The 12,003-nt window shown below is 64.8% G+C and carries 14 protein-coding genes; 10 read left to right on the top strand and 4 right to left on the bottom strand.

The window, feature by feature from the left end:
- Positions 1-42 precede the first annotated feature (42 nt).
- Positions 43-1,656, top strand: a complete 1,614-nt coding sequence (locus HAP48_RS44055) for an acyl-CoA synthetase (protein ID WP_166205971.1) — start codon at positions 43-45, stop codon at positions 1,654-1,656.
- Between the two features lie 52 nt (positions 1,657-1,708).
- Here HAP48_RS44055 and HAP48_RS44050 read toward each other — a convergent pair whose 3' ends face one another.
- A complete protein-coding gene (locus tag HAP48_RS44050; RefSeq protein WP_166205968.1) occupies positions 1,709-2,617 on the bottom strand; it encodes a DUF3313 domain-containing protein in 909 nt (302 codons plus the stop codon).
- A gap of 205 nt (positions 2,618-2,822) precedes the next feature.
- Here HAP48_RS44050 and HAP48_RS44045 point away from each other — a divergent pair, with 205 nt between their 5' ends.
- The 7 genes from HAP48_RS44045 to HAP48_RS44015 all read left to right on the top strand — a co-directional run bounded on the left by HAP48_RS44045 (position 2,823) and on the right by HAP48_RS44015 (position 8,437).
- Positions 2,823-3,569: a response regulator gene (locus HAP48_RS44045; RefSeq protein ID WP_166205965.1), complete on the top strand. Its 747-nt coding sequence runs from the start codon at positions 2,823-2,825 to the stop codon at positions 3,567-3,569.
- Positions 3,569-4,906 carry an ATP-binding protein gene (locus HAP48_RS44040; protein ID WP_166205962.1) on the top strand — a complete coding sequence of 446 codons (1,338 nt, stop codon included), beginning with the start codon at positions 3,569-3,571 and terminating at the stop codon, positions 4,904-4,906. Before HAP48_RS44045 ends, HAP48_RS44040 begins: the two co-directional genes overlap by 1 nt.
- Before the next feature lie 372 nt (positions 4,907-5,278).
- Positions 5,279-5,470: a preprotein translocase subunit SecE gene (secE, locus tag HAP48_RS44035; protein WP_028335448.1), complete on the top strand. Its 192-nt coding sequence runs from the start codon at positions 5,279-5,281 to the stop codon at positions 5,468-5,470.
- Positions 5,471-5,490: 20 nt separating this feature from the next.
- On the top strand, positions 5,491-6,024 hold the full coding sequence (gene nusG / locus HAP48_RS44030; protein WP_044538613.1) for a transcription termination/antitermination protein NusG: 534 nt from the start codon (positions 5,491-5,493) through the stop codon (positions 6,022-6,024).
- Between the two features lie 130 nt (positions 6,025-6,154).
- Positions 6,155-6,583, top strand: coding sequence for a 50S ribosomal protein L11 (gene rplK / locus HAP48_RS44025; RefSeq protein ID WP_008136439.1), 429 nt, complete (start codon positions 6,155-6,157; stop codon positions 6,581-6,583).
- A 6-nt stretch (positions 6,584-6,589) separates the two neighbouring features.
- Positions 6,590-7,282: a 50S ribosomal protein L1 gene (gene rplA, locus HAP48_RS44020; protein ID WP_029081784.1), complete on the top strand. Its 693-nt coding sequence runs from the start codon at positions 6,590-6,592 to the stop codon at positions 7,280-7,282.
- A gap of 198 nt (positions 7,283-7,480) precedes the next feature.
- Positions 7,481-8,437 carry a 2-hydroxyacid dehydrogenase gene (locus HAP48_RS44015; RefSeq protein WP_166205959.1) on the top strand — a complete coding sequence of 319 codons (957 nt, stop codon included), beginning with the start codon at positions 7,481-7,483 and terminating at the stop codon, positions 8,435-8,437.
- Positions 8,438-8,444: 7 nt separating this feature from the next.
- Here HAP48_RS44015 and sigJ read toward each other — a convergent pair whose 3' ends face one another.
- The 3 genes from sigJ to HAP48_RS44000 are packed head-to-tail and all read right to left on the bottom strand — an operon-like array spanning position 8,445 to position 10,235.
- Complete coding sequence (gene sigJ / locus HAP48_RS44010) at positions 8,445-9,329, bottom strand: RNA polymerase sigma factor SigJ (protein WP_166205956.1); 885 nt, start codon at positions 9,327-9,329, stop codon at positions 8,445-8,447.
- Positions 9,307-9,852, bottom strand: a complete 546-nt coding sequence (locus HAP48_RS44005; RefSeq protein ID WP_166205953.1) for a hypothetical protein — start codon at positions 9,850-9,852, stop codon at positions 9,307-9,309. The genes sigJ and HAP48_RS44005 overlap by 23 nt, the downstream gene beginning before the upstream one ends.
- Positions 9,774-10,235, bottom strand: a complete 462-nt coding sequence (locus tag HAP48_RS44000; RefSeq protein WP_166205950.1) for a hypothetical protein — start codon at positions 10,233-10,235, stop codon at positions 9,774-9,776. The genes HAP48_RS44005 and HAP48_RS44000 overlap by 79 nt, the downstream gene beginning before the upstream one ends.
- A gap of 619 nt (positions 10,236-10,854) precedes the next feature.
- Between HAP48_RS44000 and rplJ the strand changes: the two genes are divergently transcribed.
- Together rplJ and rplL are read left to right on the top strand one after the other, a co-directional pair.
- The gene (gene rplJ, locus HAP48_RS43995; protein ID WP_166205947.1) at positions 10,855-11,373 is read left to right on the top strand and encodes a 50S ribosomal protein L10; all 519 of its coding nucleotides are present in this window, start codon (positions 10,855-10,857) and stop codon (positions 11,371-11,373) included.
- Positions 11,374-11,427: 54 nt separating this feature from the next.
- Positions 11,428-11,805 (top strand): 50S ribosomal protein L7/L12, encoded by a 378-nt coding sequence (rplL, locus tag HAP48_RS43990; RefSeq protein WP_029081779.1) that lies wholly within the window; start codon positions 11,428-11,430, stop codon positions 11,803-11,805.
- The last annotated feature ends 198 nt before the right edge of the window (positions 11,806-12,003 follow it).

The following is a 12,003-nucleotide window of genomic DNA, read 5'->3' as shown; positions in this document are numbered from 1 at the left end:
CGAAGACAAGACAACGACAACAAGCACATTCGGGAGGGACAAATGAGCGGAGATATCGCAGCAACCATTCAACGCGCCCGCGAGCACAGCATCGGCGACCTGCTGCGCCGGTCGGCCAAGCGCTACCCCAACAAGACCGCGCTGATCTGCGGCGCGGTGAGCTGGACCTTTGCGGAGATGGACGCGATCTGCAACCGGCTCGGGCGCGGATTGCTCGCGCTTGGCGTCGCGAAGGGCGACCGGCTCGCGGTGCTGTCGCGCAACTCCCATGGCTTCGCCGCGCTGCGCTTCGCGGTGGCGCGGATCGGTGCGATCCTGGTGCCGATCAACTTCATGCTCAATCCGGACGAGATCAATTTCATCCTCGCCAATTCCGGCGCAAAACTGCTCGCGGTCGGCCCGGATTTCGTGGAGACCGCGCACGCCGCGGCCGCCAAGGGCTCGGCGGTCGAAACCCTGATCTGGCTGCCGGGCGAGGACCCGGCCACCGCGCCAGAGGGCATCACGACCTTCGACAACCTGCTGCACAGCGACGCATCCGCACCTGATGTCTCGGTCGACAGCCGCGATCCAGCACAGATCATCTACACCAGCGGCACCGAGTCGTTGCCGAAGGGCGCGATCCTCACCCATGAAGCCGTGATGTGGCAGTATGTCAGCTGCATCATCGACGGCGGCATGACGACCGACGACACCGTGCTGCACGCGCTGCCGCTCTATCACTGCGCACAGCTCGACGTCTTCCTGGGCCCCGCGATCTATCTCGGCGCCACCAGTCTCATTACCGGCAAGCCGGTGCCTGACAATGTGCTGGCGCTGATCGCAGCCCACAGCATCAACGCGTTCTTCGCGCCGCCGACGATCTGGATCGCGATGCTGCGCTCGCCTTCGTTCGATCGCACCGATCTGTCGACCCTGCGCAAGGGCTATTACGGCGCCTCGATCATGCCGGTCGAGGTGCTGCTCGAACTGCAGCGCCGGCTGCCCGATGTGAAGTTCTGGAATTTCTACGGCCAGACCGAGATCGCACCGCTCGCAACCGTGCTGGCGCCGGAAGACCAGCTGCCGAAGGCCGGATCAGCCGGCAAGCCCGCGATCAATGTCGAGACGTGGGTGGTGAATTCCGACATGACCGACGTCGGGGTCGGGGAGGTCGGCGAAATCGTGCATCGTTCGCCGCATCTGTTGTCCGGCTACTACAACGACCCGGTCAAGACCGCGGCCGCGTTCGCCGGCGGCTGGTTTCATTCCGGCGATCTCGCGACTGTCGATGCCGAGGGCTACATCACCGTGGTCGATCGCGTGAAGGACATGATCAAGAGCGGCGGCGAGAACGTCGCTAGCCGCGAGGTCGAGGAGATGATCTACCGGCTGCCTGCGGTGTCGGAGGTGGCGGTGGTCGGGCTGCCCGATCCGCGCTGGATCGAGGCGGTGACCGCGATCGTGGTGGTCAAGGCCGGCGCGCGCCTCGAGGCCGACGCCGTCATCAAGCATTGCGCGGCGTCGATGGCCCATTTCAAGGTGCCGAAGCAGGTCATCTTCGTCGACAGCCTGCCGAAGAACCCGAGCGGCAAGCTGCTCAAGCGCGAGTTGCGCCAGCGCTATCTCGGCGGCGCCACGCTCGACCAGGCGGTCCAGAAGAGCTTTGCCGGATAGGACACGGGCAGGGCACGATCCGAAGCATCGGCCCGCGTCCGGGCAAACGCAATCACTGGCCCGCTGTCGGCGCTCCCTTGTCCGACCACTCCGGCGGCAATCCGAGCTTGCCGGCGGCCATCCCGACCAGGCCGGGATTGCGCCCGAACGCTTCGCAGGCTGCGTATTTCGGCTTGCCGCCGAACGACGCGCCGATCTTGTCGAACGATGGCAGGTCCGGTGGCTTTCCGAACGGCGTAGTTCCGGTGACCACGAGCTTGCTGAAATCGTCACTGAACGAGGAGGCGAGTTCGTAGGCGTCACCGGCACTCGAGACCATCGGCGAACTGGTGAATGAATTTGCGCCGCGAGCCCAGATCATCGCCGCCTGCTGGCGGCTGGCCGGATCGCGCACCTCGGCTTCGACCGTCAGGCTGCCGAGCCCGACCGGCAACCGCGGCACCGGCACGGGCACGCCTGCGCCGAGCGCGGTCGGCAGGATGCCGACCACCTTGGAAGCGCCCGCAGCGACTTCGTCCGTCGGCGCCGCCTGCGTGACGCGCGCGTATGCGGTGAGATCCGCAGGCTGATCGAGCGCAACGACCTGAAGCCGCTCGCTCAGGCCGACGCAGAGCGAACGATCGATGGCATTGGCCACCAGCTTCCTCTGCTCTTGCGACAGCGTCGGCGACGCGCCCTGCGAGAAGGTCGCAGGAACGATATGGATGGTCTTTGCGGCAAGGACGTCGTCCTTGTTGACGCGAACCAGCGACTTCGCCAGCAGCCCGTCGGATTGCGTGAGATTGTCGTAGGACGCTAGTGATCCGCCCCGCGTCATCGGCGCGCTGGCACAGCCCGACAACAACACCATCGCAAGAGCAGCGCCGGCAAGTGAGGATGAGCGATTGCGCTGGCCATCGCGCGACGCCCGGCCCGTGCCCTGCGCAGCAGCCGCAGCGCCCGGCAGAAATTCTAATCTCATGTCACCCCTCGAACGACCGCTCACCCCACGAACGATCGCACGTCACGATAGAACAGGGCCGCCCGGGTCGGGATTAAGAGATATTAAGTCAGATGTAGGCCGTGAAACCGCGCGACCTATTTGAGCCACATTTGGACGTGCAGGCTTAACAAAACGCTATATTTGCACGCTGCGCATGTGAGGCCGGCGCCTCTAAAATACCGTGATGCAAATCCTGGAATACGACCTCGTGGCTTTCCCCGTCACCAACGCGCGCATCCTCTGCGTCGAGGACGACGCCGATATCGCGCGCATGCTGGCCGAAGTCCTCCAGGACAACGGCTTCAGAGTGGTGCTGGTCGGTTCGGCCATCGAGATGGATGCGCTGCTCAAGCGCGAGAGCTTCGATCTCATCGTGCTCGACGTGATGCTGCCGGGCGAGGACGGGCTGAGCATCTGCCGACGCCTGCGCATGTCGTCCTCGATTCCCATCATCATGGTTACGGCACGGAGCGAGGACATCGACCGCATCCTTGGCCTCGAACTCGGCGCCGACGACTATGTCACCAAGCCGTTCAATTCGCGCGAGCTGGTGGCCCGCATCCGCGCGCTGTTGCGCCGGGTCGAGAGCGGCACTGCGTCGCGCTCGCGACCGCGTCCTTTGACCTTCGCCGGTTGGCGGATCAATCCCACCACGCGCGAACTGCATGACCCCGCCGGTGTCCGGATCACGCTGACCGGGGCCGAGTTCGACCTGTTGCTGGCGTTCTGCCGCAATCCGGGGCAGGTGCTGTCGCGCGAACAGCTGATCGAGCAGGCCTTCGGCGGCCTGATCGCATCGGTCGAGCGCAGCGTCGACGTCCATATCAGCCGCATCAGGCAGAAGATCGAGCCGGATCCGAAGGACCGGACGATGATCAGGACGGTGCGGCTCGGCGGTTACCTCTTCACGCCTGCGGTCGAGCAGATCTGATGGGATGGGCGCAGCCGCTGCTGCCGCGCAGCATCGCTGCGCAACTCATGAGCCTCGTCGCGCTCTCGGAACTGATCGGCATCACGCTCGCAGCGGTGACCGTGATTTTTCTGTTCGATTCTCCCTCGATCAACGACACGCAGAAGTTTCTTGCGGGGCGGGTCTCGGAGGTCGCGCAGCTGCTGCGTTCCACAAAGACGCCAGCCGACGCGGATGAACTGCTGGCCGCGGCCAGGCGCGGCGGTCTCGATGTCAGGCGCGTCGCATTGAGCGAACTCGTGCCGAGAACGGCCGGAGAGACGCGGCCGTTTTCCATACGAGCGTTTCGGCAACTGGCGGCCGAGTCTGGAATTGAGTTGCTGGAGGAACTGCGCCATCCGGCAGGTTCGTCGTCCCAGGTGGTCGTGAAGCTCGACGACGGCCACGCGTTGATGGCCGACGTCGCGGTCAATGGCGGCTTTTGGTCCATTCTGCTCCGCCCAGCGGCCGGAGGGGCAATCATCCTGCTGATATCCATGCTGCTGCTGTCGGTCTATGCGGTGCGCTGGGTGATCGCGCCGCTGGCCGAAGTCGCGAGCGCCGCAACCTCGTTCGGCCGCTCGCCGCGGGCTCCCGAGGCGCTGCGCCGGCGCGGTCCGCTTGAAATCGCCCAGGTCGCCGACGCCCTGAACGACATGCGCACCCGGATCCGCGCGCTGCTCGACGATCGCACCCGCATGCTGGCCGCAATCAGTCATGACCTGCGGACGCCGCTGACGCGGCTCAGGCTGCGCGCCGAGCGTGTCGGAGAAGATACTCTGCGCCCGGCAATGCTGGGCGATATCGCCAAGATCACGCGCATGATCAACGAGACGCTGGAGTATCTTCGCGACGATGCGCGTTCGGAGGCAGTCTCGCACATCGACCTGCCGAGCTTTCTGCAGACCATCTGTTCCGAGTTCGCCGATTTGGGCCACGCGGTGTCCTATGCCGGGCCTGCGCGTCTTCCCTATGCCTGTCGGCCCCGCGCCCTGTCGCGCGCCGTCACCAATGTCGTGGAGAACGCAGTCAAGCACGGCAGCACGGTCGCGGTCGCGCTCCGTCCCACCGACTCGAACCACATTGAGATCGAGGTGGTTGACGACGGGCCCGGCATCCCGCCGGCGCTGCGCGACAAGGTGTTCGAACCCTTCTTCAAGGCTGATAGCGCACGGCAGGATAGCGGCGGCTTTGGGCTGGGGCTGTCGATCGCCCAGGATATTGCCAAACGCCATGGTGGCAGCATCGAACTGAAGCCGTGGGAGCCGGTCGGATTGCGGGTATCGATGCTGCTGCCGCTGAAGTCCGTCCTGGCCTAGACGAAGAGGGGCGGTGTGCGTTACCGCACGCGACAGGGGCACCTTCTTGACGCCAATTCCCGGCGGGAAGTCCCGGAGTTGCCCCGGCGCCCCGGCTAAGCTGTTGAACTAAAGGGATCAATGCCCGCTCGACCCATGCTTGGCCCTCGTGGGGCGCGACCTCGCCGACCTTGACGTTTGGCCGGTCCCGCAGTAGATACCCGGCACTCGCAGCCGGCCCGCTTTGATGGCGGATATCCGGCGCGGCCTACTTCCCCGAACATTCGAGCTCGTTTATCGGCTCAACCTTCAAACGAGGGCTGGGTCCGCAAGGTCGGCTGTTCGGATTCCTTGAAACGTTGCAATCGTCCGGTCACGGACGCGGATCCCACGATGGCTTTCAGCCCGTTCAAATTCCTGCAGGAAGTGCGCTCGGAGACCGCCAAGGTCACCTGGCCGACGCGTCGCGAGACGACCATCACCACCATCATGGTGTTCGTGATGGTGGCGCTGGCCTCGGTCTTCTTCTTCGCCGCGGACCAGATCATCCGCTATCTCATCACGCTGATCCTGGGCATCCACTGATGAGCATGGGAACTCAATTGATGGACAAGCGCTGGTATATCGTCCACGCCTATTCGAATTTCGAGAAGAAGGTGGCGGAATCGATCCGCGAGCAGGCCAAGCAGCGCGGGCTGGAAGAGCTGTTCGAGCAGGTGCTGGTGCCGACCGAGAAGGTCACCGAGGTGCGCCGCGGCCGCAAGATCGACGCCGAGCGCAAGTTCTTCCCGGGCTATGTGCTGGTCAAGATGAAGCTGACCGACGAGGCGTTCCATCTGATCAAGAACACCCCGAAGGTGACCGGCTTCCTCGGCGCGGAAAACAAGCCGATGCCGATCTCGGAATCCGAGGCGATGCGGATCCTGCATCAGGTGCAGGAGGGCGTGGAGCGTCCGAAGGCGTCGGTGTCGTTCGAAATCGGCGAGAACGTGCGCGTGGCCGACGGCCCGTTCGCCTCGTTCTCCGGCGTGGTGGAAGAAATCGACGAGGCGCGTTCGCGCGTGAAGGTCGCGGTGTCGATCTTCGGACGCGCGACCCCCGTGGAACTGGAATTCGGTCAGGTCGAAAAGGTGGTCTGACCGGACGGCGTGGGGTATATGCCCCTCGTCAAGTGAGAGGCCGTGGGAGGGAGGAGGCGGTCGCCAGCCCCTTCAACCGAACCACGGAACCTGAAACCGCCGGCATCGTCCGGCACAACAGGAGTGATAAATGGCAAAGAAAGTGACCGGATACCTGAAGCTTCAGGTCCCGGCCGGTGCGGCGAATCCTTCGCCCCCGATCGGTCCCGCGCTTGGTCAGCGCGGTCTCAACATCATGGAGTTCTGCAAGGCGTTCAACGCGCAGACCCAGAAGGAAGAGAAGAATACCCCAATCCCGGTGGTGATCACGATCTACGCCGATCGTTCGTTCACCTTCGAGATGAAGACGCCCCCGATGTCGTTCTTCCTCAAGCAGGCTGCCAAGATCCAGTCCGGCTCGAAGGCGCCGGGCCGTGACAAGGCCGGCAAGGTGACCAAGGCGCAGGTGCGCGAGATCGCCGAGAAGAAGATGAAGGACTTGAATTGCGACACCATCGAATCGGCCATGAAGATGGTCGAGGGCTCTGCCCGTTCGATGGGTCTGGAAGTTGCGGGGTAACGGGCCATGGCAATCGGAAAGCGTTTGAAGAAGGCCCGCGAGGGCGTCGATCGCGAGAAGCTCTACCCGCTCGCGGATGCCATCAAGATGGTCAAGGAGCGCGCCAAGTCGAAATTCGACGAGACGATCGAGATCGCGATCAATCTCGGCGTCGACCCGCGCCACGCCGACCAGATGGTCCGCGGCGTCGTCAACCTGCCGAACGGTACCGGCCGCACGCTGCGCGTCGGCGTGTTCGCGCGCGGCGCCAAGGCTGAGGAAGCCAAGGCCGCCGGTGCCGACGTCGTCGGTGCCGAGGACCTGGTCGAGAAGGTGCAGGGCGGTGCGATCGATTTCGACCGCTGTATCGCCACCCCCGACATGATGCCGCTGGTCGGCCGCCTCGGTAAGGTCCTCGGTCCGCGCGGCATGATGCCGAACCCGAAGATCGGCACCGTGACCATGGACGTCACCAACGCCGTGAAGGGCGCCAAGGGCGGCTCGGTCGAGTTCCGCGTCGAGAAGGCCGGCATCGTGCAGGCCGGCATCGGCAAGGCCTCGTTCTCCGAGGACAAGCTGGTCGAGAACGTCAAGGCGCTCGCGGATGCGGTCTCCAAGGCGAAGCCGGCGGGTTCCAAGGGCACCTACATCCAGCGCGTGGCGGTTTCCTCCACCATGGGCCCGGGCGTGAAGGTCGAGCCGGGCACGATCCTCGGCTGAGGTCTTTGGCCGTGACGAGATAAAGAGGGGCGGGATCGGGCAACCGGTTCCGCCCCTTCGTTTTGCCAGAGCGTTTTCGAGCGAAGTGGGTACCGGTTCGCGTGAAGAAAACGCGTCAAAACAACAATCCAGAGCCCGTTCCGATTCAATCGGAACGGAAAAGACTCCAGGTGAGGCCTCTCGCAGGAAACAACAACAATGCCCGATAAGGTCCTGGTCTATTCACGCTTTCCCAGAAACGAACTGGTGCGCTTCGGTGAGCGCTACGAGCTCTTGAATGCGGCGGGCAAGCGGCTGACCGAGGTGTTTTCGGCGGCGGAGCTTGGCGATATCCGGGCGATGATCACGGCGGGTGGGACCCCGCTCGGCGGTGAGGCGATGGACATGCTGCCGAAGCTCGGCGCAATCATCTGCTACGGCACCGGATATGAGGGGATCGATCTTGCCGCCGCCGCAAGGCGCGGAATTGCGGTCGGCCACAGCCCCGGCGCCAATGCCGCCTCCGTTGCCGACATCGCGGTGACGCTGATGCTGGCGGCGGCCCGCCGCCTGCCGGTCGCCGACAATTACGTCCGCAGCGGCGACTGGATCGGCGCCAAGCCGTCGCCGATGATGCGGCCGCAGGCCGGCATGCGCGGCCGCAAGGTCGGCGTCTACGGCCTCGGCGAGATCGGCCGCAAGATCGCGGCGCGCGTCGCAGCCTTCGAAACCGAGGTCGGCTATTTCAGCCGGTCACGGCAGGACGTGCCGTATCAGCATTTTCCGAGCCTCGAGGCGCTTGCCGACTGGTGCAGCGTGCTGATGATCGCGGTGCGCGCCGGTACGGACACCGTCCATGCCGTCAATGCCGACATCCTGCGCCGGCTCGGCAGCAGCGGGATCGTGGTCAATATCTCGCGCGGCTCCGTCATCGACCAGAAGGCGCTGGTTACGGCCCTTGCCGATCAGTCTATCGCGGGCGCCGGCCTCGATGTGTTTGCCAGGGAGCCGCACGCGCCCGACGAACTGACGGCGCTGCCCAACGTCGTGCTGTCCCCGCATATCGGCGGCCACACCCTGGAATCGCATGTGGCGATGCAGGACTGCGTGCTCGCCAATCTCGAGGCGTTCTTCGCCGGCAAGCCGCTCGCCTTTCCGGTGCCGTCGGCGTCCTGACCGGCGTTCAATTCCGGCGCGGGGCGTGGCGCAGCTTGTCGGGGTTGCGGACGACGTAGATCGCCGCGATCCGGTTGGTTGCGGCGTCGATCGCCAGGCTGAGCGTGTGGTCGATCTCGCCATCGAGCAGGACCAGCGCGCCTGCGCTGCCGTTGACCATCATCGGCTCGACGCGAACCTCGCTGCCGGCATTCTTGCCGGCGATGCCGATGATGAAGCGGACGATCTTCTCGGCTCCCTTGATCGGGTTCAGCGCCGCCAGCTTGCGGCCGCCGCCATCGGTGATCGCGATCGCATCCTCGCGCAGCAGATCGGCCAGAGCGGAGACATCGCCGCTGGCCGCGGCCTGGCAGAATGCCGTCAGCAATCTTGCGTGGCCTTCGGGCGGCGCCGCCGGGGCAGGGCGGCTGTCGCGCACGGTCCGCCGGGCGCGCGCCGCGAGCTGGCGGCAAGCCACCTCGCTGCGCTCGAGCGCGCGCGCGACTTCCGCAAACGGCCGGTCGAACACATCGTGCAGCAGGAACGCGGCGCGCTCGAGCGGTGACAAGGCGTCGAGCGCCAGCATCAGGGCGAAGGAGAGATCGTCGGCAAGTTCGGTGGCCGCCTCGGCCGACAGGCTCTCGTCGAACACCGGCTCGGGCAGCCATGCGCCGACATAGACCTCGCGCTGGGCGCGGGCGCTCTTCAGCCGGTCGAGGCAGAGCCGGGTCACCACCGTGACGAGGAACGCCTCGGGATTGTGAACGTCGTCCGCCGCGGCGAAGCGCAGCCAAGCGTCCTGCACCACATCGTCGGCGTCGCTGCGGCTGCCGAGCATGCGATAAGCGAGCCCGGTCAGCCGCGCACGATACGGGCCGAGCGGGTCGGATTCAGGCGGCCTGCTTGATGACATCGATCTGATGGCCGGCCACGGTCACGCGGCGACACTCCCTCGCATAGCCCAGCGCCAACTTCATCATGGGGAAGATACGGCCGATTTGCAGGGCCATGGCGAGGTCGATCACGCCTTTTTCGCCCCAGCGCGCGCGAACCGCCTCGCGGCAGGCATCATCCTCCGTGGAACGCTGCACGATCGCGTCCGCAAAGCGGAAGCCGAGCGCGGTGTCCGCCGACATCGCGCTGGCGTCGCGCCTAAGCACGGCCGCGACCTGCTGCTCCGCCATCCCGGCCTCGATCGCCATGTCGGCGACCAGCTGCGCGCAGGGACCGCAATCTTCGGCCAGCGCGCCGGTGAGCTTGGCGGCGAAGCAGGCTTCGACCGGCGCAACCTCGCGGCAGGCTGCGGCCTTCATCGCGCCGGCGAACTTGAAGAATGACGTCGGCGACTGCTTCAGCATCATCTCGAGATAACTGGTGTCGTAACCGTAGCGCTTGGAATAGGCACGCAGCATACGGCGCGCGATGAAACTACGCATGGTGTTTCTCCTGGCTGTTCTCTTGGGCTTGGCAGGGCGGAATAGAGTGCGAGGGTCGCGGGCAGGATCACCGCGATCAGGTCGGACGCGGCGTGGCGGTCATGGCCGCCGGCGATCATCGCAAGATGCAGCAGGCCGTGGCCCGCCAGGAACGCGGCGCCCGCGACCGCCGCGGGCCACCAGGCCGGCCGCCAGGCGCGCGCGGCGAGACCGAGCCCGGCTGCCAGGAAAGCGATGCCGACGTCCTGAACCAAATGGGGGTTGAAGGGGCCGGTATCGGCGGCGCCGGGAACCAGCGACCACCAGACGGAACCGGCTGACAGCATCACCAGCCCATTGCCGAGGTTGAAAAGGGCGAGAATTCCTGCAATCCATCGTTTCATGCGAGCCTCCAGCGCCCAGACGAGTCACACCGCCGTCGTGTGACGTCGTCTGTGAGAAATTTTTCGCAGGGCCAGGCAGATCGCCGAACTGGTCTGAAATTTGCTCTTGGCAAGCAGGGCAGGACCGGCTACATAGCGCCTTCCGGGCGTGCTGGCACTTGCTGGCATGTCCGTGCTCGCATTCCGAAAACCTGAGATGATAGGAGATCATTCCTTTCCGCATGCCCGCAAGGATGCTCGAAAGGAAGGAGAACCCATCGCCTCTGGCGGAGTGAGAGCAGGGGCCTTCAGCGTGCTGAAGTGCCTCGATCCTGTCCGAGACTGCAGGCGCCCGCGAGAACTTCGTGTTTTCAACGGCTTAATCGCACAGCCTGCATAGACGGGTGAAGACCGGATTTCGCACTCCAGGTCGCGGCATGTTCGCGGCGGGGAGGCTGATTTGGTTCGAACCTCGACAGCCCATGGCCGCAAGGCTCTGGGAGGGCAGGCTTCTAGATGTCGTCTTGCCCGGCATGTCCGAAGGGTCTTGCGCCCTAAGGATCAGGTTTAGGGCGGGACGGCGGGTGCAACCCGGTGGCCCTCCCGATGCGGAACGGCCGCCAACCGGAAAGAGCTTGCTGTGGAACGAGCGGCAAAAAAAGAGTCGGTCGAACAACTCAACGAGGCCTTCAAGGCCACGTCGGTTGCGATCGTTGCTCACTATTCCGGCCTCACCGTGGCCCAGATGCAGAAGCTGCGCATGCAGATGAAGCAGGCGGGTGCGTCGGTGAAGGTCTCGAAGAACCGTCTCGCCAAAATTGCTCTTGAAGGCACTGACGTCGCTGCCATCGGTTCCCTGCTGAAGGGGCCGACCGTGATCGCTACTTCGAACGATCCGGTTGCGGCGCCAAAGGTTGCCGTCGAATTCGCCAAGGCGAACGAGAAGTTCGTCATCCTCGGCGGCTCGATGGGCAAAACCGTCCTGAATGTCGACAGCGTGAAGGCGCTTGCCTCACTGCCGTCGCTTGACGAACTGCGCGGCAAGATCGTGGGCCTCCTCGTGGCGCCGGCGACCAAGCTGGCTCAGCTCTCGAACGCGCCCGCGGCCAAGCTCGCACGCGTCATTCAGGCTCATGCCTCAAAGAGCGAAGCGGCCTGACCCTTCGCTAATCTCAAAACCTGGTTCGAACCAAACGTTTAAGGAAACAGATCAATGGCTGACTTGCAGAAAATCGTCGACGACCTCTCGAGCCTCACCGTGCTCGAAGCGGCCGAACTCGCCAAGCTCCTCGAAGAAAAGTGGGGCGTCTCCGCCGCTGCCGCCGTCGCGGTGGCCGGCCCGGCCGGTGGCGGTGCTGCCGCTGCTCCGGCTGAAGAGAAGACCGAGTTCACTGTCGTGCTGGCTGCTGCCGGCGACAAGAAGATCGAAGTCATCAAGGAAGTCCGCGCCATCACCGGCCTGGGCCTGAAGGAAGCCAAGGACCTCGTCGAAGGCGCCCCGAAGCCCGTCAAGGAAGGCGTCAACAAGGACGAGGCCGAGAAGGTCAAGGCCCAGCTCGAGAAGGCTGGCGCCAAGGTCGAGCTCAAGTAATGCGCGATCCGGGAGCGCCGCAGGGCGCTCCCGGGCCAACCAAGCGGCGTGCGGCAGGTTGCCGCAGGCGCGCCGGACACAAGAAAGTGTGGGGATCCGTGGACTTAACCCTCGAATCTCCTTTATTGCCTTCCCATATTGGGTCGGCAGCGAAAAAACACGGTCGGCGGCGGGAACGGCAGGGTTCTCGGCGTAAGC

It is taken from the genome of Bradyrhizobium septentrionale (genome assembly GCF_011516645.4).
GTDB lineage: Bacteria > Pseudomonadota > Alphaproteobacteria > Rhizobiales > Xanthobacteraceae > Bradyrhizobium > Bradyrhizobium septentrionale.
Note: the sequence above shows the minus strand (reverse complement) of the source record. Positions and strands in the feature narration are given on the sequence as shown.

Coding starts and splice junctions, on each gene's coding strand:
- HAP48_RS44015 (WP_166205959.1), top strand. CDS start 7,481: ATGCCCGATAAGGTCCTGGTCTATTCACGCTTTCCCAGAAACGAACTG.
- sigJ (WP_166205956.1), bottom strand. CDS start 9,329: ATGTCATCAAGCAGGCCGCCTGAATCCGACCCGCTCGGCCCGTATCGT.
- HAP48_RS44005 (WP_166205953.1), bottom strand. CDS start 9,852: ATGCGTAGTTTCATCGCGCGCCGTATGCTGCGTGCCTATTCCAAGCGC.
- secE (WP_028335448.1), top strand. CDS start 5,279: ATGGCTTTCAGCCCGTTCAAATTCCTGCAGGAAGTGCGCTCGGAGACC.
- rplL (WP_029081779.1), top strand. CDS start 11,428: ATGGCTGACTTGCAGAAAATCGTCGACGACCTCTCGAGCCTCACCGTG.
- rplK (WP_008136439.1), top strand. CDS start 6,155: ATGGCAAAGAAAGTGACCGGATACCTGAAGCTTCAGGTCCCGGCCGGT.
- HAP48_RS44040 (WP_166205962.1), top strand. CDS start 3,569: ATGGGATGGGCGCAGCCGCTGCTGCCGCGCAGCATCGCTGCGCAACTC.
- HAP48_RS44050 (WP_166205968.1), bottom strand. CDS start 2,617: ATGAGATTAGAATTTCTGCCGGGCGCTGCGGCTGCTGCGCAGGGCACG.
- HAP48_RS44055 (WP_166205971.1), top strand. CDS start 43: ATGAGCGGAGATATCGCAGCAACCATTCAACGCGCCCGCGAGCACAGC.
- HAP48_RS44045 (WP_166205965.1), top strand. CDS start 2,823: ATGCAAATCCTGGAATACGACCTCGTGGCTTTCCCCGTCACCAACGCG.
- HAP48_RS44000 (WP_166205950.1), bottom strand. CDS start 10,235: ATGAAACGATGGATTGCAGGAATTCTCGCCCTTTTCAACCTCGGCAAT.
- rplA (WP_029081784.1), top strand. CDS start 6,590: ATGGCAATCGGAAAGCGTTTGAAGAAGGCCCGCGAGGGCGTCGATCGC.
- nusG (WP_044538613.1), top strand. CDS start 5,491: ATGGACAAGCGCTGGTATATCGTCCACGCCTATTCGAATTTCGAGAAG.